The following is a 24947-nucleotide window of genomic DNA, read 5'->3' as shown; positions in this document are numbered from 1 at the left end:
AGACTATACGATTGTATATGAAAAGTTAATGACAAAAGATTTCAAATCAAAAAAAATTACAAAAAGTGTATTGTCGTGGAAGCAAATCGATGAAAGCCCTTTTGCTACAAACGCCTATTTATCGCGTTTGTGGGCGTTATTTTGAATGTTTGTAACAATTCTTCCAAGTTGTTGTGTGTTGTTGTATTGGATTGATTATCATTTGCGTTTTGGTTTGGGTGGGATGTCGGATAAAGGAAAACAATGCTTGAATTTTTGCTCTCTAGTGCTGTGCTAGGGATATTGTCTATTTGGGTGAGTGCGGTGGTGATGCCCGGTGCGGATATGTTTTTGGTCGTGAGGACGACAATCGCCAAAGGCAAAAAATACGCTATTGGCTCTGTGGCTGGGATCGTGCTAGGCACTTTGGTGTGGCTGGTGCTTGGGTTTTTTGCAATCGCACTTCTGCAGGAGGCAAATCTGCTTGTCGTGATTCAGATGTGTGGGGGGATTTATCTGGTGTATTTGGCGTTTGGGATTTTCAAATCGCTCGGGAAACAAGCGTGGGATCTAGAAAATGAGTTGCGGTTTGAGGAAACGGCGTGGAAAAGCTTCATACAGGGCTTATTGACCAATCTTTTGAATCCCAAACCCATCGTGTTTGTGAGTATTATTTTGAGTCAGCTTCCTCCAAAGGTGCCACTGGATTGTTTGCTATTGTTGCTTGGGATTATGCTGTTGATCCCTAGTGTGTGGTTTTGTTGTGTCGTGGAGTTTCTGAGCATCAAGAGGGTTTTTGAGCTGTTTATGCGTTATTCCAAACGCATCGATCAGGTGACGATGATTGTTTTTTTGGGCTTTGGGGTGAGTTTGGTGTTTCAGAGTGGGATGAAGTTGGCGGGGTTTTAGGTTTTGTCCCAAAGATTCAAAAATTTAAGTAAAATATCTCATCTTTCTTTAGGGTCAAAGGGTTATGAACATCGGCATTTATCCAAAATACATTCAAATACAAATTTGCGAAGATAATATGTTCCTCAACAAAATATTAGAAAATGCCAAGAGATATTTTAGCCACACACACAAGCTTTCTAATACGCTGTTGATTTTGGATGACAAACGCAAGGTCAAAAAAGAATATTTTTTGAATTGGGTTTATCATCTCCAAGAGTGCAAAAGTGAAATACGCGTGGTGGATTTGTTCAAATTCTCTCTTTTGCCCATTCGTATCAAAATCCTTAGACAAAACAGCATTGCACATTGCATTCGTATCCCTGTGGAGGTGCTTTCTCCATCGAGGATCCGACTCAAAATCCCTGCCAAAGATTTGAGGGTGAAGCGTGCGATTTTGGGATTGTTTCAGAGATTTATTTGTGATATTACAGAGGATGAGGTGTTGCTCAATAGCAATGCGAAGGGGTTTTGGGAAGAGTTTATGATACTCATTCAAGAGAGGATTGTGGGGAATCTTTTGTTGAGTTTTGATTTCAAAAGACGCCAGAAGCACTTGACACGCCAAGAGTTGCATTTGGAGAGTGAGTATTTGCTCCTAGATTCTCAAATCGGCGATGATTTTGAGGCTGTGCGTAAGCGTTATATCAGACTTGTGCGTCAATACCACCCTGATAATGTCTTTGGAGAAAATGCCGATTTGGTGCAATGTTATCAGCAAAAATTTTTACTCATTCGCAATGCGTTTGAGACAATTCGTGCGAGTTTAGCAAAAGCATAAAGGAGAAAATATGGATTTGAGTAGCAACAATAATGCACCAAGTGGAGAAAACAAAAGAAAAGGGTTTTTTGCTTTTGTTTTGGGGTTTTTGAGTATTTCGATTTTGCTGGGGGTTTTGTGTTTTGGGGTTTATTATTTTTTTGTGAAGCCTAGATTGGCTGTGCAGATACAAGATATAAGTGCCATGCAGACTTCCAAAGAAGTCAAGATGGAACAAAAAATCAATACTCTCACCAAAGAGATAGAGGGCAAAAACGAAGAGATCGCAAACTTGCAGAAAGAAAACCAACTTCTCAAAGATCAAACAAAAGACGCGATCCAAAGATTGCAATATGTGATCAAGCCACAAGCCAAAGTTGTCGCAGAATGCTATGACGCAAGAGTGGGGCAATACACCCTTTCCAAACAATGCAAAGCCAATCTGACTGCAGGGATCAAAGCATTGCTTGTGCAAAAACAAAAGATTATAGCTCTTGAGGTTGTGGGTGTTGTCGATGATTTGAAATATCGCGGTCCCGGGTCAAGACTCAAACAAGAGGGATTGGCTTCATTCCGTGCCAAAGAGGTGTTTGTCTATCTCAAGTCATCTTTGCCCAATATGGCAGTGTTTCAGGGATTGAGCGTGCAGAAGAAAAACAAACGAGGGTTTTTCATCCGTGCTTATGTTTTGCAATAGTGTGAGAGAATGCTAACCCAAAAATGTATCGGCATTTTTTTGCGTCCCAATGTTGCCCAAGCCAAGCTCACAGAGTGCCTTGAGGTGCTTGAAGAGTTTGGGTTTGAGGTGTTGTGCAAGGGGCTGGATTTCACAGAGCAAGACATCAAGAGGATGGAGCAAGAATGCGATTTTTTGATTTCTCTTGGTGGGGATGGGACTTTGATTGCCACAATGCACCAAACCCACGCATTGCCAATTTTGGGGGTGAATGCAGGGTGGCTTGGATTTCTGACTATCCCACTATCTGCATTTAGGGCGTTTATCCAAGATTTGTGTGAGGGGCAATACACCCTTGAGAGATACAAAATGCTTAGCGTATGGCTTGATGAGCAAAAGATATGCAATGCAATCAATGAGGTTTTGATTTCCAAAAAGGATCTCCCCACGATGGTGCAAATCGATGCCAAAATCGATGCCAAAATTTTCAATCATTATCGTTGTGATGGGTTGATTGTCGCCACCCCTTTGGGTTCTACGGCTTATAACATTTCAGCAGGGGGGAGTGTGGTGCATCCCAAATGCAAAAGCATTTTGCTCACCCCTCTTGCTCCTCATTCTTTGACACAACGCCCGATGATCCTAGATGAAGAGGTGGTGCTAGAGTTTGGAGTGCTTGCAGATTCGCAAATCATCATCGATGGGCAAAAAGCTTTTGATTTGAAGCCTGATCAGTGCCTTAGGATTTGTTGCGAGGGGGATTGTATGTCTTTGCTTTATCCCAAAAATCACGATTATTTTGAAGTCTTGAGAGAAAAGTTTCATTGGGGCGTTTGAGATGAAAATCGAGAGAATGTTGATCAAAAAATCCCCCGCATTTGATGAGGCTTTGCTGTATTTTGACAAGGGGCTCAATGTCATTAGTGGGGCAAGTGGGGCAGGGAAATCAGTTTTTTTTCATTCCCTTTTGGCGATTTTTGGGCTCAAAGAGTGTAATGCTTTGGCACTTGAGGCGAGTTTGGAGGGCGTGGAGGATCTGGGGGAGTTTCTGGTAGAAGATGAGCTCGTGTTGCAAGTGTTCAAAAAAGACAAAACCCGTTATTTTCTCAACCACCAAAGTGCTTCCAAAAAACGCTTCGAGCAGATATTCAGCCCATATCTCAAATGGTTGAGCCACAAAAACTCCAATGAGTTGCAGAGTGATTTTTTGTTGAGATTGCTAGATAGTAGGATCGCAGGGCAGTGTGTGGAGGAGTATGCAAGGGGCTTTGAGCGATACCAAACAATCCAAAAACAGCTCCAAGAAGTCAGACTCCAACAAAAAAACATCGCAGAGCTTGTGGAGTTTGCACAATTTGAAATCGAACGCATAGAGAGTGTCAATCCCAAGCCGATGGAATATGAGGAGCTACTAGAGTATAAAAAACGACTTTCCAAAAAAGACAAGATAGAGCAACAGGCATTTGAGGCGTTGAGGGCGATTGAGGGAATGGTGGAGGTGCGTAAGTTTCTGACACTTGTGCAACAAGAAATCCCTCATTATGATGAGGTGCTATGCGAGGTGGAGGGACTCATTTTGAGCGAAAAAGAAAAGCTCAATGAGCTAAATGAAGAAAACGCTGAAGAGGTTTTGAATCGTTTATCGGCAATATCGGCGTTGATCGGGCGTTATGGTGGGGTTGAGGAGGCACTCAAACGCCTAGAGGAGCAAAAGCAGAAACTATCCTCTTATCAAAACCTAGACACAGAGGAAAAAGCCCTAGAGGAGCAAAGGGAGAGAATCTACCAAGAGTTGATGGCACTAGGGAGCAAGATCTCTATCAAACGGCAGGAGGCTCTGCCCTCTTTGATCGCTGAGCTCAATGCGTTGGGAGGGCTTCTCAAGCTTAGCAAGATCGATTTGAAATGGCAGGAAGTGGAGTTGCATCCTTTGGGGCTTGATGCACTTGAAATCGTGCTCAATGATTGTGGCTGTGAGAAATTGAGCTCTGGTGAATACAATCGTTTGCGTTTGGCGGTTTTGGCACTCTCCAATACGCAGGGGGTGCTGTTGCTTGATGAGATTGATGCCAATCTGAGTGGCGAGGAGAGTGAGGGAGTGGCAAAGGTGTTGCAAAAGCTCTCTAAGCAATATCAGATTTTTGCTATCTCTCATCAGCCCCACTTACCTGCACTGGCTGATAGGCATTTTGTCGTGCAAAAGACGGAGCAGGGGAGCGTGATGGCGGCTCTAGATGATCAGGGACGCGTGTATGAGATCGCTAGAATGATTAGTGGATCAAAGCTCAGCCAAGAGGCACTAGATTTTGCCAAAATGAAGCTGGGGGTTAGGGAGTGAAACTCTCAAGGCTTAAAGCAATCGCACAGATGTTTGGGGGCTATCAGCAGATGTATTCTTTGCGTCGTGTCGAGGAAAATCTGTTTTGTCTGTGTTTGGATTTTGATACTTTTTATTTGGATATGACAAGGGGGAGAAGTGCGATCTTTGTGAGTGAGGCGAAGATTTTGGGGAATGTCTATCAGTCGGCGTTTGATTTGGCACTTTTGCGTTATTGCTCTAGATCCAAGATAGAGCGTGTTTCTGTGGATGGGAACAATCGGATTTTGGTGTTTGAGTTTTGGTATGTGTTGCCCTATAAGCAGGAGAAGATGTATTTGCATTTTGAATGCACGGGGCGTTATACCAATGTGATTTTGTGCGATAGTGCTTATAGGATTGTGGATTGTTTGCACCATATCACTCAAGGTGTGCGTGTGATCCGTCCCAAAGCCCCTTTTGTCCCATTGCCCCAACCTCAAGAATGTGTGTGCAGTGAGGCAGAGCCATTGGAGGGGCTAAGAGATAGGCTTGGAGAAGTGTGTGAGCAACGCAATGCCCAAAAAATCTCGACCCAAAAAGCCAATCTCAAACTTGCTGTGCAAAAAAAATACGAGCAAACCCAAGAGATGTTGTGTGCCTTGCCCCAAGAAGAGGAATTACAACAAGAGGCAGACAAAATGCAGAAATGGGGGAGTTTGATTTTGGCACATTTGCACAAGCTAGGGCATTTTGAATCAACAATCAATTTGCAAGATATGGAGAGTGGGGAGTGTGTGGAAATCGCGTTTCCATCCAAGGTGTATGCCTATGCTCAAGGGGCAAATTACTTTTTTGCCCAAAGCAAAAAGGCAAAGAAGCGATTGCAAAACTTGCATTTGCAACAAGAAAGCCTCAAGGGCAAAATGGATTTTTTGCTCAAAAAACTTGCATTTATCGATCGGGCAGAGAGCTATGAGGCGTTGCGTATCTTTGAAACCAAAACTTCCAAAAGAAAAAAAGAGGGCAAAAAAGACTATGAGAGCTTTTTTTTGGACGCGTTCAAGGTGTCGATGGGACGCAATGCCAAAGAAAACATCAAGCTATTGCAAGACGCCAAAGGAGAGGATCTGTGGCTGCATTTGCAGGGGATCCCATCCTCTCATATGATTATCCATTGTGGGAAACAAGCCGTGCGTGAAGAGGTGATTGCTCAGAGTGCCAAGATTTTGGCAGGATTAAATGGGATTTTGGATAAAAATATTGTGGTCGATTATACAAAACGCAAGTTTGTGAAAATCGTTGAAGGGTCCAATGTGGTCTATGCCAAACAAAAAAGCCTAAGGGTTTGAGGAGGATTTATGTCAGTTACAGGAATCGGAAATCTTACTTATATCAACCAAAACGCACAAGTGAGCTCAAGTGTGCAATCTGCCAATCAACATCGGGCAGATATTGCAAATCTTGCCAATATGCAAGACTTCCAAAACAAGCTCGATGCAGTCGCAGAGGTGAGGAAACTTGAGGAAAACGAGGCAATCAATCCGGATGCAGATTCTCAAAACCAATCCCAACAACAAGACAGGCAAGAGTCGCCACAACAGCAAGAAGAGCAAGAGGCGGCTTCATCAGAACATTTGCTAGATATTAGGGCGTAGCGATGAGAATCAGTGGTTTCACTTTTATCAAAAACGGAAGTATTTTGGGCTATCCCTATATCCAATCCATCCTTTCTATTTTGCCTTTGGTCGATGAGTTTATCGTGAATGTGGGGGGGGGTGAAGATGACACTTTGGAGCAAATCCAAAAACTCGCCCAAGAGCATAGCAAAATCAAAATCATCACATCGGTTTGGTGTGAAAATATGACTGCCAAAGGCTATGTGTATGGACAGCAAAAGATGATCGCACAATTCCAATGCAGTGGGGATTGGGCGTTTTATCTGGAGGCTGATGAGGTGTTGCATCAGGAGGATTTGCCCAAGATTAGGAGTGCAATGGAGGCTTATCTTGATGATGATGAGGTGGAGGCTCTGGCGTTTTCTTATCTCCATTTTTATGGCAATGCTCATACGATTGCCAACTCTCCGGCGTGGTATCGTAGTGAAGTGAGGGCGATCAAAACTAGCGTGAGGAGCTATGCTCCTGATGGATTGTTTTGGGTGGTGCTAGACAAAGATAACAAAAACGGACGCTACCCTCGGGCGGTTTTGGTCGATGCGAAGGTGTATCACTATGGTTGGGTGCGTAGTGAAGCACAGATGACGCTCAAGCATCGCAAAGTGGCGAAATATTGGAAACATCAGCCTAGAGCTTATTCTTATGCAGAGATTGATTCAAAGGTGTTGGAGCGTTTTGAGGGCACGCATTCTTTGGTGGTGCAAGAATGGCTCCAAGAAAACACAGATGACTATGGGACTCCCAAGCTCTATCAACCCAATCCAAACCACAAGCTCACAAGTCGTGAGAAGCGTCATCGGATGATGATGTGTTTGGAGAAATGGCTGGGGTTGAGATTTTCCAAAAAACACTATCAGTTGGTTTCAAAACCTCCCAAATGATCCCCCTTCCGTCTCTCTGCCCCTCCTCTCCCTATCTGAAATTTCAAAATGTTTGTTGAGGCTTTAAGGGGCTTTGGTGCTTTGACAAAAGCACATTTTATAGTTTTCAAGCTTAGCTTGGGTTTCTTTTGAAGTTGGTTTGTTGGGAGTTATGCTTTTTTGGTGATTCTAGATTCTCTTGGATTCTCTTTTTTGGCTTTGGCTTGGGGGAACTCTGCTCTTTAGCAATTCTAGAATCTTTTGGATTCTCCTTCTTTGAGTTGCTTTGGCAAAAGCATATTTTCTAGTTTCTCAAGCTTAGCTTGGAGTTTTTCTTTTGAAGTTGGTTGTGGGAGTATGGCTTTTTGGTGATTCTAGAATCTCTAGGGGCTTTCTTTTCAAGTTGACTTTGAGCAAACCACCCTTTATACAATTCTAGAATCCCCTAGGATCTCTCTTAAGGGGGGGCAAGGGGAACTTATAGCAAGCGTTCCCCTTATCCCCCTTAACAACCCCCATAACCCCAGCATTGCATTAGCAAGGCTCGTTCAAGATTACATTGACTTGGAATCTTTTTTGGTTCTACAAGGTTGGTTTGGTCAGCAGTTGTTTATGCTTATATTGAAATAGTGAGGTTTGATGATTGATTAGAGTTTTTTGAGAGTTTGTAAAGAGATTCTAAAAATCAAAAATAAAACTTCTCAAAAAGATTCTAAGAATCCAAGAATCCAAAGAATCAAGAATTAAAAATACTTTCACAAAGATTCTAAAGATTCTAAGAATTAGTAAAGAAATACTAGAATCTAGAATCTAGATTCAAATCAATCAAATCAAAAAACAAACCTAAAACACCAAAGAATCAAAACAAAGTCAAACTAATGTGGGTAACACACAAAAAGCGGGCAGGGGTTTGGGGGATTTTAAGGGGGATAAGGGGGGTGCCTCGCAATAAACCCCCTTGTGTCCCTTATAGAAAAAAGTAAAGTGGGATTTGGTGATTAAGAAATGTGCTTGTGCAAAAGCAATCTCAAAAACTAGCAAACAAATCAAATCAAGAATTCCCCAAATCCGTGCTTCACTCAAACTAAGATTCAACAACCAAAGAATCCAATCGCACAAAATTACTGGCAAATGGCGTTTTGTAAAATGAGCTCTTTGGCGATTCTAAAATCTCTAGAGTTCTACAAGGTTAGTTTGGGAGGCGGTTTGCCGTGATTGTATTGAAGTAGTGGGGTTTGATGATTTTTGGAATCTTTTGGGAAAATTTGAAAAAGATTCAAAACTCAAAAAACATATTTATAACTCCCCAAAAAACTTGTTCTCACAAACACTCTCTTACCTCCGATCAGCATTTGTTTGCCATCAAAAAAACTGACAGAAGAAAGAGGGAGCTTCGCCACAAAATCCAAGCGATGGTGTCTAGCAATCAAAAAACTAAATCCCGTATTGCCGTAGAGATTTAGCAAATGGGGGCTTTGGGTGGCAATAGGCTTCTCACGCATCACATATTGATAGCCCACTTCAGCTCCACCAAAAATCCCTGCACTATAGTTGCCATCATTATACAGATCCAACATCAAAGCACCATTGAGGCTCAAATCCACAAAACGATAATCAGTCTGATCGTGTGTCTGCGTATAGCCAACGCCAACGCCAATCCTTGAGCCAAAGACATTGGCGACAATATGCTCATTACCAAAAACGAGATTCAATGTGTATCCACGCGATTGGTTTTCCAAACTATCAGCTAAGCTATTGAGAGTGATTGCTGAAACAGAGAAATTGTTTGGAGCTTCTGCGGTTTGTATCCCTTGAGTGCTATACCCAGCCTCAAAACCGACATACAATCGTGCCTCAAGCATTGCCAAAAAAAATGCGATAACACAAAGAATCCTCATTGATTCCCTTATTTTGGATTTCCCCTATACATTTTGGGCTCATAGCCCAAATGACATTTGTTAGAAAACAAACTTATAACTTGCCATCAAACTAGAATGCACAGGCACTCTAACGCCACCTAACACAGCCCTATCTGTAGCAATATTTAATGAGCCAAGATACATTTTTGCCAAAAATTCCAAACGATGATGATTGGCAAGCATTGCACTCACTCCTGCACGCCAAGAAAAATCAAGCAAATGTGATGCTATAGCTTTTTGGTTTGCACATCGTTCTGATGCTCTCATATCGTAATGATAATCCGTGCTTGCTCCACCAAAAATCCCCAAGCTAAACGCCCCTGTATTGACAAAATTGACCAATACATCAGAGCTCCAACCCACATTCAAAAACTCTGATACAACATTCGTGGCTTTTGTATATACCGAAGTGTAGCCCACATCAATCCCCCAGCGTGTGCCCAAATAATCTCCCCAAAAATTTTCTGATCCAAAAACTCCGCCAACACTATACCCCTTGACCCCATGATCAAAAGCTTTGAAAACGGTATCTACAGCAGGTAGCACCAATCGCATACTATTGGCAGTCAAACCTGTGCCATCAGCAATTGTGGCAGTATAGCCACCCTCGATTCCAACAAAAAATCGTGCTTGAGATACAGAGACCAATGCACAAGAGGCAAGAATCAAGCTCAATAATTTCTTTTTCATTTTTACTCCATTTAACACTATCAATCAAAAATGCTTGTTGCTAAGCGAGTGGGGCTAAGCCCACCACTTTTTAGAAGAGATATTTGTAACCTGCACCGATGGTTACAGCAGGTAATGCGGCAAAGGTCTTCTCCTTATTGCTTTTTGTTGCTGAAGCCATGTCCATAAAAGGAAGTTTGGCAAAGATTTCAAAGCGATTGCGTTGTCCGATAAGCGTAGTGACACCAGCACGCCCTACAAAAGTAAGAGTGTGTTGTTTGCTTTCGCCATTAGGGAAATAATATCTATAATCTGCCCCCACGCCTCCAAAAACACCAAAGCTAAAGTTCCCACGATTGACAAGATTTACCATCAAGTCCAAATCTGCCATAGAAACCAGTGCTCCAAGTTTTTCTTTTGCAAAACCCTTTGCATTTTGACCAAGATCTCCCAAACCAATAACAACACTACTATATCCTACTCCAGCATCCCATCTCAATCCGACATAATCACCGAAAAAATACTCCGAGCCCAAAGTCAGATTGAGCAAAAATCCTTCAGGATTGTTTTTGAACATATCTCCAATCTCTCCAACAGAGACGGTTTTGAAAACCATTTTGTCTGTAGTGGAATTGCTGTCAGGAATACCCAAAGCAGTGTAGCCACCCTCGATTCCAACAAAAAATCGTGCTTGAGATACAGAAACCAATGCACAAGAGGCAAGAATCAAACTCAACAATTTCTTTTTCATTTTTACTCCTAGTTTTGAGGTATCTGAACCATTTTCAGTTCTATGGAGTATATCGTATTTAAAATCTAAAATTTAAATTCCATTTACTACAAAAAGATAGAGAGTTTTACAAAATTTCCCACTTAATCGGTGACTTGCCCATTTGCTTCAATGCCTCATTGGCTTTGACAAACACTCCACTCCCCACAAAACCTTGTGCCAAAGGGCTAGGATGAGGAGCAGTGATCACGCAATGAGCTTGAGTGTCGATCAAACTTGCTTTTTTCTTCGCATAATTCCCCCACAACATAAAAACCACGCCCTGCAAATGCGTCGCAATATAAACAATCACAGCATCGGTGAATTGCTCCCACCCCCAATGGCGATGAGAAGCGGGCTTGCCCTGCTCTACGGACAAAATGCTATTGAGAAGCAACACCCCTTGATCGCACCATTTGGTGAGATTGCCACTTTTTGGCGGGTGGATCCCTAAACTTAGGTGCAATTCCTTATAGATGTTTTGCAAGCTTGGAGGAATTTTCAATCCATCAGGCACACTGAAACTTAGCCCCATCGCTTGAGGAACGAATCTACCATCAATCATCTCTCCTCCGTGATAAGGGTCTTGCCCCAAAATCACCACTTTCAAATCACTAGGCTTGACGCGATTGAGGGCTTCAAAAGTGTGTGAAGCCTTTGGGAAAATCACGCCCCCATTGGCTTTGCAGGCAAGATAAGATTCTTTGATTTTTGCAAAATATGGCTTCTCAAACTCTGTCCTAAGAGCCTGTTTCCACTCATCGCAAATCGCTATCGCATCGACATTAATCATTCGATAATTTTTGGAACAATGAAAAATCCATCTTTGGCATTGGGTGCTGTTGATAGCACCATATCCCTCACTCCGCCATCACGCACGACATCCTCCCTCATCGGCGTTTGCAAGTCATTGTCTAGCACTATATCATCCAAATCCAAAGCACCAAGATTATCCATAAACCCCACAATCTCAGAGAGTTGCTTTTTGGTGTCTTCTTTTTGATCCTGTGCAATCTCAATCATTCCAAGCTTCTCTAGTTTGCCCAACAAGACATCATCAATCTTCATCATTTCCTCCATAAAATATAGCTTCCATCGCCTCAAAATCTTCATCACGCCGTGTGAAAATCAAAAAGGCAAAAATTGCTTGATATACTAGCATATCTAACCCATCGATACTATGGCACTTCTGATCCAACGCACAAAATGCGGTTTTGGGACGCTGTGACAAAAACCCCCTCAAATCACGCAAGGTTTGGATTTGCGAGGAGTTGGCATACATCAAATCAATATTCATTTTGGAGTTTTCAAGGAGAGGGGAGAGGATAGCCTCTGCCAAAGGGAGAGATGAGCCATCAACCCCTGCACTTGTGGCATTGACAACCAAATCAAAGGATTGATTCTGCAATGTTTGGCATTGGTGTATCACCTCAAACCCCTCTTGTGCAAATGCTTCGAGCCTCTCTGCATTGCGATTATAAACACTTGCGGGGATTTTTCTGCTTTTGAGGGCATAGGCGACTGCTTTGGCACTCCCACCCGCCCCAAGAATCAAAGCATTTTCAAACTCCATCCCCTCGATACATTTCAAAAATCCCAAAACATCGGTGTTGTAACCTATGATTTTTTGATTTTCCCAAACTATGGTATTCACAGCACCGATCTCAACAGCCTCCCCTCTCACTTCATCGCAAATCGCAAACGCGTTTTGTTTGTATGGCAAGGTGATATTCGCTCCATTGAGCCTCAAAAATGTCGGCAAAAACTGCTCGAAGTCTGACAAAAGGATTTTTTCATACTTTGCATTGATGTGGAAATGCTCAAACAACGCAGAGTGAATGATAGGGGAGAGAGAGTGGGAGATGGGGTTACCCATCACGGCATAAGTTTGCATTTTGCCTCCTGTATCATACAAGCCAACATCTGTCAAACTCTCTCAATGCTGTGCCCAAACCCCAGTGCTCCCGTCTTTTTTGATGAAATACACCTTGTAAGATTCTTTTCTCCATCCTTGTTCCATACCCGGACTCCCTATAACCATACCCGGCACGCTAAGCCCCACAACACCTTGAGGTTTCTCCTCAAGCAAACGCTTTATATCTTCTGCAGGAATATGTCCCTCCAAAAAATACCCCTCCACTTCTGCAGTATGACAGCTTTGAAGTTCTTGAGAGATCTTGTGCTTCTCTTTGAGTTGAAGCCACTCATTTGTTTTCACCTCTTTCACCTCAAACCCATTTTCTCTCAAGTGCTTTGACCAAAGCTTACAGCAAGAGCAAGTGGGATTCTCATACACAACAACCTTCTCTTGAGCAAATGCAAACCAAAACACACTCAAAATAATCAGTAAAAAACGCATTTTTTCCTCCATATTAAGAATTACGGACTATGAGACTAGAGGGCAACCCCAAAGACACGATCATCTCTTCTTCTTTGGCACGATGCTCTCCATAATCCACCTCATGATCATATCCTAGCAAATGTAAAAATCCGTGAATGAACAACAGCCTGATCTCATCTTCTATGCTATGTCCATATTCTTGAGCTTTTTTGGCAATCAAAGTCGCACTCATCACAATGCTTCCCAAAGGGAGATTTGGCACATCTTGTTCATAAGGAAACGACAGCACATCGGTGATCCCCTCTTTGTTGCGATAGGTTTGATTGAAATGGCTCATCTCTTCATCTCCAAGGATCAACACTTCAATATCTTTTTGGCAATCACACAACGCTCCCCAATCAATCTCTTCGCACTCCAAAGCACTTCGATTCTCAAAATAAACCACTTCTTTTCCCTTGAATGATAAAACCTAAATTCTACATCAAAATGATATAATTTTGGCTTAGTCTAGATTCTCGCATAGGGGCTTACAAATGGTTGATTATGGCATAAATCTTTGGTCCAACAATGACTTCATTATCGAAGATGGCGTAGTAAAAGTCGGAACGCACACCAAACCCGCACTTATTGATATTGTCAAAGACATCAGGGAACAAGGATATAGAGGTCCTTTGCTTTTGCGTTTCCCACATCTGATCAAGAATCAGATTGATAAAATTTTCTCAAGCTTTACATCCTCTATCCAAGAATACAATTATCAAGGGGCGTTCAAAGCCGTATTCCCCCTCAAAGTCAATCAAATGCCCAATTTTGTGCTCCCCCTTGTAGAACTCAGCCAAGAGCTTTGCTATGGGCTTGAGGCAGGAAGCAAAGCCGAGCTGATCCTTGCGATGGCTTACACCAACAAAAACTCTCCAATCACGGTCAATGGATTCAAAGACAAAGAGATGATTTCTTTGGGGTTTATCGCTGCTAATATGGGGCATGACATCACCCTCACGATCGAGGGACTTAACGAGCTTGAGAGCATTATTGAAGTTGCTCAAGAGTTCAATGCCCCCTATCCCAAGATCGGCTTACGCATTAGACTCCATAGCAGTGGGATCGGTATCTGGGCAAAAAGTGGAGGGATCAATTCCAAATTTGGTCTCAATAGCACAGAGCTATTGGAGGCGATTGCACTGCTAGAGAAAAACAATCTTTTGCACCTTTTTACGATGATCCATTTCCATATAGGTAGCCAAATCAGCGACATTTCCCCACTCAAAAAGGCTCTGAGGGAGGCGGGGAATATTTATGCTGAGCTTAGGAAAAAGGGAGCCAAGCATTTGACTTGTGTCAATATTGGTGGGGGATTGGCAGTGGAATACACCCAACACTCCCAAAATCATCATCGCAACTACACGCTCAATGAGTTCAGTGGCGATGTCGTTTTTTCACTGCGTGAGATCGCCAAAAACAAAAAAGAACCCGAGCCTGACATTTATATCGAATCAGGACGCTTCATCGCCGCTTCTCACGCCGTTTTGATAGCCCCTGTGCTTGAGCTATTTTCACAAGAATACGATGAAAAAGCCCTCAAACTCAAAGACAAAAACCCCCCGCTCATCGAAGAGCTACTCGATCTCTATCAAAGTATCAATGAAAAAAACGCCATAGAGTATCTCCACGATAGCCTAGATCATATGGAATCTTTGCTGACACTTTTTGATTTGGGGTATATTGATTTGCAAGATCGCAGCAACACAGAAGTGTTGGTGCATTTGGTGATCAAAAAGGTGATCAAGCTTCTAAGACACAAAAACCACAATGAAATCATCAGAATCCAAGAGCAAATCCAAGAACGCTACCTGCTCAACTGCTCGTTTTTCCAAAGCCTGCCAGATTATTGGGGATTGGAGCAAAATTTCCCTGTAATGCCTCTTGATCGCCTCAACAAACGCCCAACACGCAGTGCGAGTCTTTGGGACATCACTTGTGATAGCGATGGGGAAATCGCTTTTAACCCCTCCAAGCCTTTGTTTTTGCACGATGTGGATGTGACAAAAGAAGAATATTTTTTGGGCTTTTTCCTCGTGGGTGCTTATCAAGAAGTATTGGGAATGAGGCACAATCTATTCACACACCCCACAGAGTTTAGCGTCGTGCTTGATTCAGAACTCAACAAAGGCTATGAAATCACAGATATTTTGGAAGCCCAAACGATTTTAGATGTTTTAGATGACATTGATTATGACACCAAAGAGATCGAAAGACGCCTCAAGCTCAGAATCGAGGAGCAAGAGAGCCTCAACGACGAAGACAAAAAAGACATACTAGGGCGTCTATATGTTATGCTTAGCGAAAATGTCTATCTCAAAACCATTGCTCCATTGGATAATTGATGAACATAGCATTTTATCGCGATGCACTGATTGGGGATAATCTTGTCTCAATCCCTGCGATGTATGCCATCAAAGCCCTTTATCCCTCTTGCACTCTTATCGTCTATACCAACACAATCGGCATTGAGCTTTATGCACAATACCGCTTCATCGACGCACTCTACAACCTTGACACATTCTCCCACCAAGAGCTCAAAGCCCATATTGATTCTTATCATTTTGATATTTTTATCCTCACCCAAGCCAACCGCTGGAGATGCAAACTCATCAACCAAACCAATGTCCAAAAAGTCATCTCGCTTCTAAGTTTGGGGAGTGTGTTTAAGCAAAAATTTCATACGATTTTCATCTCAAGAAATTTCAGCCCAACTCCTCAATACCAAAGAATGCTAAAACTTGTCAGAGAAATCAACCCTAGCCACTTTGATACACATTTCCAAGAGATTGATTTCAGCCCTATCATTTTGCAAACACAACCCAAGCACCAAGAGTTCGTGCAGAACTTCCTCTCTACCTATCCAAATATGCAAACCCTTGTGATGATCAATCCTTTCTCACGCACCTGCTCTCACAATCTAACCCTGCAAGGTTGGCTCCACCTTGCAACATCTTTAGCCTCTCTTTATCCACAGATTCTCTTCATCATTCCCACCTATGAGGGCAATCCTCAAACCCTAGAGCTCACCGATACTCCAAAAAATATTGTGATTTTTTACAACACCCCAGATTTGTTCAATCTCATCGAGCTCATCAAACGCCTCAAACTCCTCATCTCCCCTAGCACAGGCAACGCACACATCGCCAACAATCTCAAGATCCCTTTGTTGGGGCTTTTTTCTAAACGCGATACTATGCTTTGGAGGGGGGAAAATATGCAAATAGAAAATCTCATCATCATTCCTTGCAAAAAAGAAAAAATGACGCCAGATGTAGAACAAACTCTTATCAAAAAGGCTATACAAAAAGCTCAAGAGTTGCTATAAGCACCTTCTTGCACACTTTTAGCTTGTGGTAAGGTGGCACAAAAGCCCAAAAACTCCACAAAATCACAACAAATCATTTCCGCTAAGCCTTTGGCAAATGGATCAAGAATCGCCAAAAAAATTCTCAAAAGTGATGAACTTTTGCAGGGTTTTATATAATTATGCTTCAAATTTGACAAAGGAGACAAAATGAAAAAAGTCAAAAAAGTTGTATTGGCTTACTCTGGGGGACTGGATACAAGTGTGATATTGAAATGGCTTGGGGATACTTATGGTTGTGAAGTGGTGACTTTCACTGCAGACATTGGGCAGGGGGAAGAGGTCGAACCTGCAAGGGCAAAAGCACAACTGCTAGGAATCAAGGCAGAAAATATTTTTATCGAGGACTTGAGAGAGGAGTTTGTCAGAGACTTTGTGTTCCCGATGTTTAGAGCCAATACGCTTTATGAGGGGGAGTATTTGCTAGGCACGAGCATCGCGCGCCCATTGATTGCAAAGCGTTTGGTTGAGATTGCCAAAGAAGTCGGAGCCGATGCTATCGCACACGGAGCGACAGGCAAGGGCAATGATCAAGTGAGGTTTGAGCTTGGGGCTTATGCACTCAATCCTGCTATCACCATCATCGCACCTTGGCGTGAGTGGGATCTCAATAGCCGTGAGAAGCTCCTCTCCTATGCCCAAAATGCAGGAATCCCTATCGAGAAAAAACCCAATCAATCCCCATATTCTATGGATGCCAATTTGTTGCATATCTCTTATGAGGGGCAGATTTTGGAAGATCCTTATACGCAACCAGAAGAGAGTATGTGGAGATGGACTTGCTCACCTTTTGACGCACCTGATGTCCCCGAAGAGATTGAGATCGGTTTTGAGAAAGGCGATGCGGTGAGTATCAATGGTGAGAGGCTCACACCTGCCAAACTTCTAGAGCGTTTGAATCTCCTTGGAGGCAAACACGGCATTGGACGCCTTGATCTTGTAGAAAATCGTTATGTTGGAATGAAATCTAGGGGTTGCTATGAAACGCCGGGTGGAAGCATTTTGCTCAAAGCACACCGAGCAATCGAATCCATCACGCTAGATCGCGAAGAAGCACATCTCAAAGATGAGCTAATGCCTCGCTATGCTTCATTGATCTACAACGGCTATTGGTTTTCAAGAGAGAGAGAGGCTTTGCAGGCTTTGATTGACAAAACTCAAGAGTTTGTGGAGGGTGAAGTGAGATTGAAACTTTATAAGGGCAATATCATTGTGACTGGACGCAAATCTCAAAAATCTTTGTTTGATGAAGCATATTCTACTTTTGAAGAGGACAATGTCTATCATCAAGGCGATGCAGAGGGATTTATCAAGCTCAATGCTTTGAGATTTATCATCTCAGGGAAAATGCGTCGCTAGTTTGAATGGGGGGGCAAGTCGAGCTAAAGCAAGTGTGGGGCTAAAGCAGGTAGGGCTAAAGCAGAGAGTGTGTCATTGGGCGTAGGCATTTTTGAATTTGAGCACCCCTGCTTTGCTCCTTGCGATCAAGGTGTGATTGTCGCTTTTGATAAATGTGGCATTTTGAAAGGTGGCAAATAACTCTCGCTCCAAATCCATCGTTGCCACATCACAAGCCATCATCGTCGTGGCAAGATCTTGGATTGTGCGTTTTTGGATATTTCCAAAAAAACTATTGCAAAATCCGACGCCAAAAAAATCATTGCCCTCAAATTCGATATAGGGCTTGTTTGGGGTGTTGAATCCATCGATATTTTTGCCATTCATTGCCACCAAAAAATATTTTTCATTGGCAAAGAGGGCTCCCAACAATAGCAACAAGATATATAGATATTTTTGCATCAATTAGATTCTAAATATCAGCGGCAACAATGTGGTTTGGATTGCGTGATAGGATAGTTTGCCTCTTTCCAAGCTTTCAAGCCACCCACAAGTTGATAGATGTGTTTATAGCCAAGTTTATGTGCCCAGATACACGCTGAAGTCGCACGCGTTGGTGTGATTTGTTTCCCTTCATCATAAAACACAAGGATCGCTTCTTTGTCGGCACCGAGTTTTTTGAGAAAAACTTCTTGACTATCTCTGCTATTCCATTGCGTGGGGGCTGTATGATCATAGGGTGCAAACTCTAGAGTTTTGGCATTTTCTAAATGTCCTAGCAAATATTGCCCCACAGCCGATGTGTCAATCACTACGACTTGATGGTTTTGGAGGAGTGTGTGCAGTTTCTCTGCAGTGATCCATTTGAATCCATCTTTTTGTGCTGACTGGATCAATGCCTGTGCCTTGTTTTGCAACTCTTGACTGATTGGCGGTGTTTTTTTATCAAGTGTGGCACTCAAGGCTTGAGTGAGGCTATCATCAGATTTTTGATCCTGAGCATAACCTATGAACAACGACGCTAGAAATACAAGTGAAAAGATTGCTTTCATTTTAGCTCCTTAGATTTTGTAATTCTTCTTGCACTTTTTGCAATTTTTCTTGTGCGATTTTTAGCCCTTCTTGATTGCTAAGAAGCACAGATTCGGGGGCATTTGCTACAAACTTTTGGTTTTGAAGCAAAGCAGTGAGCTTTGCCACTTCAGCTTCGAGCTTGCCTTTTTGGTTTTCCAAACGCCCAAGGATTTGTTGGAGATTGGCTTCATTGAGCACAACATAGCATTCGCACAATCTCCCAATGTCTCCGATACTGCCTTGAGGTTTGGTATCGACAATCTGACATCGCGAGATTTTGGTCAGCTTCTGCAAAAAAGCAAACAGCCAGTCTGGGTGAGTGACTTTGGCTTTGACAAACACCTCTTTGATTTCAATGTTGCCAAGTTGGAGTTTGAGGCGACGCGTAGAGGTGATGATGTCTTTGATGATAGCAAACTCTTCTTGGATTTGTGTATCTAGAGTTTGTGGTTTTGGAAAGGGAGTGATCATAATGGAATCATCTTGAGTGAGCGATGTTTTGCGTAGTTTGTGGTAGAGATAATCGCTCAAAAACGGCATAAATGGATGCAAAAGCTTCAATGCACTCAAAAAGATACTTCCAAGCTCTGTAATGCTTTCTTTTTGCACTTTGGCAAACTCAATCCCCCAATCACAGAATTCATCCCACAAAAACTGCTCGATGATTTGTGTAGAATCATTGAATCGGTAGGTATCAAGTGCCTCTCTGAGTTTTTGTGTGGTTTGTGAAAATGATGAAGCAAGATAGCGTCCTAATGGAGTTTTGAAAGTTTCAAGCTCTTTGAAACAGGCGTCCTCTCCCTCCTGCTGTTGCAAATACAAAAGCAAAAAATTCCCCGCATTGAAAATTTTGTTGGCAAAATTTTTCGCCAAGTCTAGAGCTTTGGGATCGAGCCTGATGTTTCTACCTTGTATGCAGAGTTTGGCAAGTGTAAATCTCACAGAATCAGCACCATAAGTTTCAATCATCTCAAGGGGATTTACCACATTGCCTAGACTTTTGCTCATTTTACGCCCGTATTCATCGCACACAAGGGCGTGTAGATAGATGTCTTGGAATGGCAGGTTTTGGAGCGTGGATTGCCCTGCCAAAAGCATTCTTGCCACCCAAAAAAACAAAATATCAAATCCTGTGATGAGCAAGGAGTTGGGGTAGAAGTTTTGCAAATCCTCTTTGTTCCACACAATGCCCTCTCCCCAAGTCCCATTGCCCCACCCCAAAGTGCTAAAAGCCCATAGAGCAGAGCTAAACCAAGTGTCTAGCACATCGGGATCTTGGGTGATGTGAGAGCCGCCACATTTGGGGCAAGAGCAGGGATTATCCTCTGTGCTGACAAACTGCTCTCCACATTCACAATAAAATACAGGGATCTGATGTCCCCACCACAACTGCCTTGAAATACACCAAGGGCGTAACTCCCTCATCCAAGCATTGTAGTTGTTTTTCCATTGAGAGGGGAAAAACTGGCAACCTCCATCATTGACAGCCTTAATCGCAGTTTCTGCGATTTTGGGGGAGATGAACCATTGTTTGGAGATGTATGGCTCGACAATGTTCCCACAACGATAGCATTTGCCCACTTGATTGGTGTAGGGCTCGATTTTTTCTACAAAGCCCAAATCTTGCAGTTTTTGCACGATTGGCTCACGCGCCTCAAGGCGTTCAAGCCCCTCAAATTCTAGAGCATGGTGGTTTAGAAATCCGTTTTTGTCAAAAATAGTCAGAGATTCTAGTCCGTGTTTTTTGCCCACTTCATAGTCGTTCATATCGTGTGCGGGGGTGACTTTGACACATCCTGTCCCAAACTCCATATCTACTTTTTCATCAGCGATGATGGGGATTTTGCGATTGATGATAGGGAGGATGACATTTTGTCCGATAAGATGTGTGTATCTAGAATCATTGGGGTTAATCATCACAGCCGTATCCCCAAAAAAAGTTTCAGGGCGTGTGGTGGCGACGACTAGGTATTGGTCGCTATTTTCGATAGGGTATTTGAGGTGATAGAGGGAGGTTTGATTTTTTTCGTATTCCACTTCAATATCAGAGAGTGCGCCATCGTGGGTGCACCAGTTGATCATATAGTTGCCTTGATAGATATAGCCCTCATCATACCATTGCTTAAATGCAGTTTTGACAGCATTTCTCAAGCCCTCATCTAGAGTGAAACGCAATCTACTCCAAGCAGGGCTAATGCCCAAATGCTCCATTTGGGATAGAATCATCCCTCCACTCTCTTCTTTCCATTCCCAAACTTTTTTGACAAAATTCTCACGCGACATTTCTTCTTTTTTGATTCCTTGCTTGAGGAGTTGTTTTTCTACGACATTTTGTGTGGCGATCCCTGCGTGGTCCATACCCGGCTGATAGAGGGTGATATATCCATCCATACGCTTGTATCGCGTAATGATGTCTTGCAGGGTGAAAGTCAGAGCGTGTCCGATATGTAGGACACCTGTCACATTTGGGGGAGGCATCATAATGGCAAAATGCTTGTCTTTTTGGGCGATTTTGTGATTGCCATCAATTTCAAAATAGCCTTGTTGTTTTGTGTGCTGATAGATTTCTTGTTCGATCTGTTTTGCGGAATAAGTTTTCATCGGTGTCTGTGTCCTCGATACAAATATTAAAATTTGCTGATTTATTTGATTAGTTTGAGTTGATATTATGCCATTTTAAAAATTCAAATGTGCTAAAATCGGTGATTAAGAATACAATAATCAAGTTTTTGCGGAAGTGTATCGAATGGATAAAATATTTTTTTGCGGTATTTTGCTAGTGTTTATTGCTTGGAGTTTTTTGGGCAAACAAGAAAATGTGCCACCTAGTTTTTCTCTACCCACTATGACTCAAGCAACAGAGATTCCTATTTTCCTCAAAAACAATCTTGCTTCAATTAGCCACGCTCCTTCGGCACATTCTGCGACAATTGCGTCTTTGGATAACAATCGTTTGCTGGCAATGTGGTTTGCAGGGACTGGTGAGGGCAAAAGTGATGTTGAGATTTATGGAAGCGTGTATGATCCCCAAAACAATGCGTGGAGCGAGCCAAAGAGCTATTTGAATCGCAATCGATTGAGTTTGGATTCGCATCAATATATCAAAAAGCTAGGCAATCCCGTATTGTATAAAAGCCAAAATGGCACAATCCACTTGTTTGTGACAGCTGTGAGTCTTGGTGGATGGGCGACTAGCAAAATCTATCACTATATTTCACAAGACAATGCTCAAAGCTTCAGCTATAAGCAAGAGTTGCAATTGGGTGCTTTGATGAATCTAAGCTTTTTAGTGCGTACTCAACCTGTTGGTTTGCAAGATGGGGGGTTTTATTTGCCTATCTACCACGAACTTGCCAAAAAATATGCTTTGATTGCACACTTTGATCCATCGGGCAATATGCTTGAAGTGCGGAGGATAAATCCTGAAAATGGATTGTTGCAACCCTCAATCACAGCGATCAACCAAAAAGAATGTCTCGCAGTTTTTCGCAATTATGAGAGCGGACCTATGAAGGTGCAGAAATGTAGCAATGGCGGAATGTTGTGGGGAGAATTGCTTGATAGTAATGTGCTTAATGAAGGGAATACTGCAAATGTTGTCAATTTTGATGGAGAGATTTTGCTCATCCACAATACGCGTGAGGGTGTCCCAAGCGAATCTAGAGGGACATTGATTCTATCAAAACTCCAAGATCTGAAGTCTTTGAACGAGTGGCAGCAGCTTGAGATTCTTGATGTCGCACAAGGGGTGAGGAGTGGTGATCAAAGTGTAGAGGTTTCTTATCCCACAACGATTGTCAATGGGGATTTTGTAGATATTGTCTATACCAACAATCGCACGCATATCAGTCATATTAGATTCAACAAAAAATGGCTGATGCAAAGGGGTAAATGATGATTTTTTCTGCTGTGGTTTATACATTTTTGATCCTTGCCATTGTCGCAACTAGCCTCCAAAAGATTGGTAGAGAGATGCGTATGGTGCTTCTTGCTTTGGTTGGGGTATTGGTCAATCTCCCAATCATTTATCATTTGAGCATTGTGGAGTGGATCGTGAGCTTTTTGGCGACACCTAGCGTGTTTTTGGGAGTTTTGGCGGTTAGCTCGTTGATAGTTACTTTTTATGCACCCAAAGAGGTGCTTCTACCACCAACATCCAAAATCTTTATTGTGATTTTTGGGTTTGTTTTGTATCTTGGCTCTTTGAATCTACTATTTGGGTTTGATTTGACTGCGTTGAATTTTGAGTATCAGATTGTGATTGCCTCGATCATTATGCTTTTTGCATTTGTGGTGGATAAGTTTTTGGGCATTGTGTATTTGATATGTTTTTTCTTTTTTTGTCTTGGAATCGGAGAAAACATCTTTGTTTCGATGATTGATGTTTTGGTATGGGGCTATGCGATATTTGGGATTTTCCTTGATGGGGCAAGGAAAAAAGCACACCAACGATTTTGATGCGTCAATCTTTTCTACTTGATGTGCGTAGCCCAAAGGAATACAATGCCTCACACATTCCTACGGCGTTGAATTATCCTGTTTTGAATGATTGGCAGTATGCAGAGATTGGGAGTCTGTATCATCAAGATGCGTTGAGTGCCAAAAAACAAGGCAGTGTGTATGTGTGCCAAAACATCGCACGATATTTGCAAGAGGATTTGATTTTTCATCCAAAAAACAAGATTGTTTTGTATTGTGCGAGGGGAGGGCAAAGGAGTCGGAGTTTTTGGCATATTCTAAAAGAGATAGGGTTTGATTGTGAGCGTTTGGATGGGGGGTATAAAAGCTATCGCACCAAAGTTGTCAAGGCTTTGCAAACTCCGCCACGCCAAACATTTTTGACATTGTATGGAATGACAGGTTGTGGCAAAAGCGACTTGATCGCACTCAATGATTCTTGGAGCATTGACATTGAGGGCTTGAGCAAACATTATGGATCAAGTTTTGGAGATCAATCCAATGGCTTCCTATCTCAACCTAGCGGTGCGATGTTTGAAAACTCACTTTTTGAGGAGCTTGCTAGAAAAGAGGGATTGGTATTGGTAGAAGGAGAATCCAAAAAATTAGGCAAGATTGTTTTGCCCTCTCCTTTTTTTGAGGCTGTGCATAGGGGTAGAAAAATACTAGTGAGCACTTCGATGCCAAAGCGTGTAGAGAGGATTGTCAAAATGTATCACACCATCACGCCAGAACAATTCACAAGCAGTATGCACAAAATCAGACCCTATATCCACAAAAAATATTTTGTTGAAGTGCTAGAAGCTTATGATCGTGGGGATCTTGAGAGGGTGGCTTGGATTTTGCTAGAGAAATATTATGATTGCGTGTATCGTCAGCAACAATGCGAGTTTGAGGTTTTTGGCGATGATTTGCAAAAAGCAAATATGCAAATTGCGAGTATTTACAAAGAGTTGGCGTTCTAGGAGTAAAACTTCATAAATTATGTTTAGCCATTTGAATGACTGGTTAGGAGTGTTTATGAGAGTATTGCAGATTGTGTGTTTGTTGCTTGGTGTTTCTTGTGGGCTTTGGGCGATGAGTGAAAATGAGTGGAAGAGGACTTATCAGAAGTGCAATATGGGATCTGATCGTGCAGAGTGCCAAACATTGCTAGATAAGTTTCCTAGAAGCTTTGGTGCCCCATCCAAATGCTTCAGGGATCAGTGTTATAAGCTTGGGAATATTTACTATCATCTTGATTTGTTCAAACAAGCTGTGAAGTTTTATCAAAAAGCTTGTAAAGATGGCGAGGGGGATGGTTGCAATCGTTTGGGCTTGATGCAGGAGGCAGGGGAGTATTTCAAACAAGATCCCAAAAAAGCATTTGATTTCTACCAAAAAGCCTGTCAGGCTGATTCTGCGTTGGGGTGCTTCAATCTGGGTTTGATGTATTTTAATGGCGAGAGTGTGCCGCAGGATTTCTCCAAAGTTGTCAAGTTTTATCAAAGGGCTTGTGATTTGGGGGATTATGAGAGTTGTAATGCGTTGGGAATGATCTATCATAGCGATCAATGGATTGAGCCAAATGAAGATAGGGCGTTGGAGCTTTTTACAAAAGCTTGTGATGGCGGTATCGCACTTGGTTGCACAAACTTGGGTGATATGCACATCAAAGAGAGGCGTATCGGACGGAATCTAGAAAAAGCCAAAGAATCCTTTGGCATGGCTTGTGATCTTGGCGATGAAGAGGGGTGTGAGCTGTATGAGGTAATCAGATAGAGATCGCCCCTCTT

26 protein-coding genes are annotated in these 24947 nt (G+C 42.4%); 15 read left to right on the top strand and 11 right to left on the bottom strand.

Annotated elements, in window-relative coordinates; genetic code table 11:
* The first annotated feature begins 243 nt into the window (after window positions 1-243).
* The 8 genes from BBW65_RS03870 (at window position 244) to BBW65_RS03835 (ending at window position 7219) form a co-directional block, all read left to right on the top strand.
* Window positions 244-888, top strand: a complete 645-nt coding sequence (locus tag BBW65_RS03870; RefSeq protein ID WP_066339977.1) for a LysE family transporter — start codon at window positions 244-246, stop codon at window positions 886-888.
* 64 nt (window positions 889-952) lie between these two features.
* A complete protein-coding gene (locus BBW65_RS03865; protein WP_066339975.1) occupies window positions 953-1708 on the top strand; it encodes a J domain-containing protein in 756 nt (251 codons plus the stop codon).
* A 10-nt stretch (window positions 1709-1718) separates the two neighbouring features.
* The gene (locus BBW65_RS03860) at window positions 1719-2384 is read left to right on the top strand and encodes a hypothetical protein (RefSeq protein WP_066339974.1); all 666 of its coding nucleotides are present in this window, start codon (window positions 1719-1721) and stop codon (window positions 2382-2384) included.
* Between the two features lie 9 nt (window positions 2385-2393).
* Window positions 2394-3200, top strand: coding sequence for an NAD(+)/NADH kinase (locus tag BBW65_RS03855; protein WP_066339973.1), 807 nt, complete (start codon window positions 2394-2396; stop codon window positions 3198-3200).
* Between the two features lies 1 nt (window position 3201).
* Window positions 3202-4701 carry a DNA repair protein RecN gene (locus BBW65_RS03850; protein WP_066339971.1) on the top strand — a complete coding sequence of 500 codons (1500 nt, stop codon included), beginning with the start codon at window positions 3202-3204 and terminating at the stop codon, window positions 4699-4701.
* Window positions 4698-6011 carry an NFACT family protein gene (locus tag BBW65_RS03845; RefSeq protein WP_066339970.1) on the top strand — a complete coding sequence of 438 codons (1314 nt, stop codon included), beginning with the start codon at window positions 4698-4700 and terminating at the stop codon, window positions 6009-6011. Before BBW65_RS03850 ends, BBW65_RS03845 begins: the two co-directional genes overlap by 4 nt.
* Before the next feature lie 9 nt (window positions 6012-6020).
* A complete protein-coding gene (locus BBW65_RS03840) occupies window positions 6021-6317 on the top strand; it encodes a hypothetical protein (protein WP_066339968.1) in 297 nt (98 codons plus the stop codon).
* Window positions 6318-6319: 2 nt separating this feature from the next.
* Complete coding sequence (locus BBW65_RS03835) at window positions 6320-7219, top strand: glycosyltransferase family 2 protein (RefSeq protein ID WP_066339965.1); 900 nt, start codon at window positions 6320-6322, stop codon at window positions 7217-7219.
* Between the two features lie 1262 nt (window positions 7220-8481).
* On the opposite strand, the gene BBW65_RS03830 is transcribed toward BBW65_RS03835, so the two are convergent.
* The 8 genes from BBW65_RS03830 to ybeY form a co-directional block, all read right to left on the bottom strand.
* Window positions 8482-9096 (bottom strand): outer membrane beta-barrel protein, encoded by a 615-nt coding sequence (locus BBW65_RS03830; protein WP_066339963.1) that lies wholly within the window; start codon window positions 9094-9096, stop codon window positions 8482-8484.
* Between the two features lie 60 nt (window positions 9097-9156).
* Window positions 9157-9807, bottom strand: coding sequence for an outer membrane beta-barrel protein (locus BBW65_RS03825; protein ID WP_066339958.1), 651 nt, complete (start codon window positions 9805-9807; stop codon window positions 9157-9159).
* A gap of 70 nt (window positions 9808-9877) precedes the next feature.
* Window positions 9878-10537 (bottom strand): outer membrane beta-barrel protein, encoded by a 660-nt coding sequence (locus BBW65_RS03820; RefSeq protein WP_066339955.1) that lies wholly within the window; start codon window positions 10535-10537, stop codon window positions 9878-9880.
* A 106-nt stretch (window positions 10538-10643) separates the two neighbouring features.
* Window positions 10644-11348, bottom strand: coding sequence for a uracil-DNA glycosylase (gene ung / locus BBW65_RS03815; protein ID WP_066339953.1), 705 nt, complete (start codon window positions 11346-11348; stop codon window positions 10644-10646).
* A complete protein-coding gene (gene gatC, locus BBW65_RS03810; protein WP_233702011.1) occupies window positions 11345-11626 on the bottom strand; it encodes an Asp-tRNA(Asn)/Glu-tRNA(Gln) amidotransferase subunit GatC in 282 nt (93 codons plus the stop codon). Before gatC ends, ung begins: the two co-directional genes overlap by 4 nt.
* Window positions 11613-12485, bottom strand: a complete 873-nt coding sequence (locus tag BBW65_RS03805) for a shikimate dehydrogenase (protein WP_199919378.1) — start codon at window positions 12483-12485, stop codon at window positions 11613-11615. The genes gatC and BBW65_RS03805 overlap by 14 nt, the downstream gene beginning before the upstream one ends.
* A 6-nt stretch (window positions 12486-12491) precedes the next feature.
* Window positions 12492-12914 carry a DUF411 domain-containing protein gene (locus BBW65_RS03800; RefSeq protein ID WP_083986046.1) on the bottom strand — a complete coding sequence of 141 codons (423 nt, stop codon included), beginning with the start codon at window positions 12912-12914 and terminating at the stop codon, window positions 12492-12494.
* A 13-nt stretch (window positions 12915-12927) separates the two neighbouring features.
* On the bottom strand, window positions 12928-13341 hold the full coding sequence (gene ybeY, locus BBW65_RS03795) for an rRNA maturation RNase YbeY (protein WP_066339939.1): 414 nt from the start codon (window positions 13339-13341) through the stop codon (window positions 12928-12930).
* Between the two features lie 88 nt (window positions 13342-13429).
* Here ybeY and speA point away from each other — a divergent pair, with 88 nt between their 5' ends.
* The 3 genes from speA (at window position 13430) to BBW65_RS03780 (ending at window position 17661) form a co-directional block, all read left to right on the top strand.
* Window positions 13430-15280 carry an arginine decarboxylase gene (gene speA / locus BBW65_RS03790; protein WP_066339937.1) on the top strand — a complete coding sequence of 617 codons (1851 nt, stop codon included), beginning with the start codon at window positions 13430-13432 and terminating at the stop codon, window positions 15278-15280.
* A complete protein-coding gene (locus BBW65_RS03785) occupies window positions 15280-16263 on the top strand; it encodes a glycosyltransferase family 9 protein (RefSeq protein ID WP_083986044.1) in 984 nt (327 codons plus the stop codon). The genes speA and BBW65_RS03785 overlap by 1 nt, the downstream gene beginning before the upstream one ends.
* A 189-nt stretch (window positions 16264-16452) precedes the next feature.
* Complete coding sequence (locus BBW65_RS03780; protein WP_066339935.1) at window positions 16453-17661, top strand: argininosuccinate synthase; 1209 nt, start codon at window positions 16453-16455, stop codon at window positions 17659-17661.
* A 72-nt stretch (window positions 17662-17733) separates the two neighbouring features.
* Here the strand turns inward: BBW65_RS03780 and BBW65_RS03775 are convergent, their stop codons facing one another.
* From BBW65_RS03775 to BBW65_RS03765, 3 genes are read right to left on the bottom strand one after another with little or no spacing between them, the layout of a single operon-like run.
* Window positions 17734-18102, bottom strand: a complete 369-nt coding sequence (locus BBW65_RS03775; RefSeq protein WP_066339933.1) for an META domain-containing protein — start codon at window positions 18100-18102, stop codon at window positions 17734-17736.
* 17 nt (window positions 18103-18119) lie between these two features.
* Window positions 18120-18692: a rhodanese-like domain-containing protein gene (locus tag BBW65_RS03770; protein WP_066339931.1), complete on the bottom strand. Its 573-nt coding sequence runs from the start codon at window positions 18690-18692 to the stop codon at window positions 18120-18122.
* A 1-nt stretch (window position 18693) separates the two neighbouring features.
* Entirely contained in the window at window positions 18694-21315 is a 2622-nt protein-coding gene (locus BBW65_RS03765) for a valine--tRNA ligase (RefSeq protein ID WP_066339928.1), read from the bottom strand.
* A 145-nt stretch (window positions 21316-21460) separates the two neighbouring features.
* Here BBW65_RS03765 and BBW65_RS03760 point away from each other — a divergent pair, with 145 nt between their 5' ends.
* The 4 genes from BBW65_RS03760 to BBW65_RS03745 are packed head-to-tail and all read left to right on the top strand — an operon-like array spanning window position 21461 to window position 24933.
* A complete protein-coding gene (locus BBW65_RS03760) occupies window positions 21461-22609 on the top strand; it encodes an exo-alpha-sialidase (protein ID WP_083986042.1) in 1149 nt (382 codons plus the stop codon).
* Complete coding sequence (locus BBW65_RS03755; RefSeq protein WP_233702010.1) at window positions 22606-23172, top strand: hypothetical protein; 567 nt, start codon at window positions 22606-22608, stop codon at window positions 23170-23172. The genes BBW65_RS03760 and BBW65_RS03755 overlap by 4 nt, the downstream gene beginning before the upstream one ends.
* Entirely contained in the window at window positions 23172-24137 is a 966-nt protein-coding gene (mnmH, locus tag BBW65_RS03750) for a tRNA 2-selenouridine(34) synthase MnmH (protein ID WP_066339924.1), read from the top strand. Before BBW65_RS03755 ends, mnmH begins: the two co-directional genes overlap by 1 nt.
* 55 nt (window positions 24138-24192) lie before the next feature.
* Window positions 24193-24933, top strand: coding sequence for a tetratricopeptide repeat protein (locus BBW65_RS03745; protein ID WP_066339922.1), 741 nt, complete (start codon window positions 24193-24195; stop codon window positions 24931-24933).
* Window positions 24934-24947: the final 14 nt, after the last annotated feature.

Origin of the sequence: Helicobacter enhydrae (assembly GCF_001693335.1) — a bacterium.
GTDB classification, from domain to species: domain Bacteria; phylum Campylobacterota; class Campylobacteria; order Campylobacterales; family Helicobacteraceae; genus Helicobacter_G; species Helicobacter_G enhydrae.
The sequence above is the reverse complement of the archived record's forward strand: the minus strand, read 5'-3'. Positions and strand labels throughout refer to the sequence as shown.

What these genes read in the sequence shown, in the direction of transcription:
- BBW65_RS03850 (WP_066339971.1), top strand. Translation starts at nt 3,202, where the DNA reads ATGAAAATCGAGAGAATGTTGATCAAAAAATCCCCCGCATTTGATGAG.
- BBW65_RS03870 (WP_066339977.1), top strand. Translation starts at nt 244, where the DNA reads ATGCTTGAATTTTTGCTCTCTAGTGCTGTGCTAGGGATATTGTCTATT.
- BBW65_RS03775 (WP_066339933.1), bottom strand. Translation starts at nt 18,102, where the DNA reads ATGCAAAAATATCTATATATCTTGTTGCTATTGTTGGGAGCCCTCTTT.
- BBW65_RS03785 (WP_083986044.1), top strand. Translation starts at nt 15,280, where the DNA reads ATGAACATAGCATTTTATCGCGATGCACTGATTGGGGATAATCTTGTC.
- BBW65_RS03860 (WP_066339974.1), top strand. Translation starts at nt 1,719, where the DNA reads ATGGATTTGAGTAGCAACAATAATGCACCAAGTGGAGAAAACAAAAGA.
- ung (WP_066339953.1), bottom strand. Translation starts at nt 11,348, where the DNA reads ATGATTAATGTCGATGCGATAGCGATTTGCGATGAGTGGAAACAGGCT.
- BBW65_RS03840 (WP_066339968.1), top strand. Translation starts at nt 6,021, where the DNA reads ATGTCAGTTACAGGAATCGGAAATCTTACTTATATCAACCAAAACGCA.
- BBW65_RS03770 (WP_066339931.1), bottom strand. Translation starts at nt 18,692, where the DNA reads ATGAAAGCAATCTTTTCACTTGTATTTCTAGCGTCGTTGTTCATAGGT.
- speA (WP_066339937.1), top strand. Translation starts at nt 13,430, where the DNA reads ATGGTTGATTATGGCATAAATCTTTGGTCCAACAATGACTTCATTATC.
- mnmH (WP_066339924.1), top strand. Translation starts at nt 23,172, where the DNA reads ATGCGTCAATCTTTTCTACTTGATGTGCGTAGCCCAAAGGAATACAAT.
- BBW65_RS03865 (WP_066339975.1), top strand. Translation starts at nt 953, where the DNA reads ATGAACATCGGCATTTATCCAAAATACATTCAAATACAAATTTGCGAA.
- BBW65_RS03820 (WP_066339955.1), bottom strand. Translation starts at nt 10,537, where the DNA reads ATGAAAAAGAAATTGTTGAGTTTGATTCTTGCCTCTTGTGCATTGGTT.
- BBW65_RS03835 (WP_066339965.1), top strand. Translation starts at nt 6,320, where the DNA reads ATGAGAATCAGTGGTTTCACTTTTATCAAAAACGGAAGTATTTTGGGC.
- BBW65_RS03745 (WP_066339922.1), top strand. Translation starts at nt 24,193, where the DNA reads ATGAGAGTATTGCAGATTGTGTGTTTGTTGCTTGGTGTTTCTTGTGGG.
- BBW65_RS03755 (WP_233702010.1), top strand. Translation starts at nt 22,606, where the DNA reads ATGATGATTTTTTCTGCTGTGGTTTATACATTTTTGATCCTTGCCATT.
- BBW65_RS03800 (WP_083986046.1), bottom strand. Translation starts at nt 12,914, where the DNA reads ATGCGTTTTTTACTGATTATTTTGAGTGTGTTTTGGTTTGCATTTGCT.
- BBW65_RS03760 (WP_083986042.1), top strand. Translation starts at nt 21,461, where the DNA reads ATGGATAAAATATTTTTTTGCGGTATTTTGCTAGTGTTTATTGCTTGG.
- gatC (WP_233702011.1), bottom strand. Translation starts at nt 11,626, where the DNA reads ATGATGAAGATTGATGATGTCTTGTTGGGCAAACTAGAGAAGCTTGGA.
- BBW65_RS03830 (WP_066339963.1), bottom strand. Translation starts at nt 9,096, where the DNA reads ATGAGGATTCTTTGTGTTATCGCATTTTTTTTGGCAATGCTTGAGGCA.
- BBW65_RS03765 (WP_066339928.1), bottom strand. Translation starts at nt 21,315, where the DNA reads ATGAAAACTTATTCCGCAAAACAGATCGAACAAGAAATCTATCAGCAC.
- BBW65_RS03855 (WP_066339973.1), top strand. Translation starts at nt 2,394, where the DNA reads ATGCTAACCCAAAAATGTATCGGCATTTTTTTGCGTCCCAATGTTGCC.
- BBW65_RS03780 (WP_066339935.1), top strand. Translation starts at nt 16,453, where the DNA reads ATGAAAAAAGTCAAAAAAGTTGTATTGGCTTACTCTGGGGGACTGGAT.
- BBW65_RS03825 (WP_066339958.1), bottom strand. Translation starts at nt 9,807, where the DNA reads ATGAAAAAGAAATTATTGAGCTTGATTCTTGCCTCTTGTGCATTGGTC.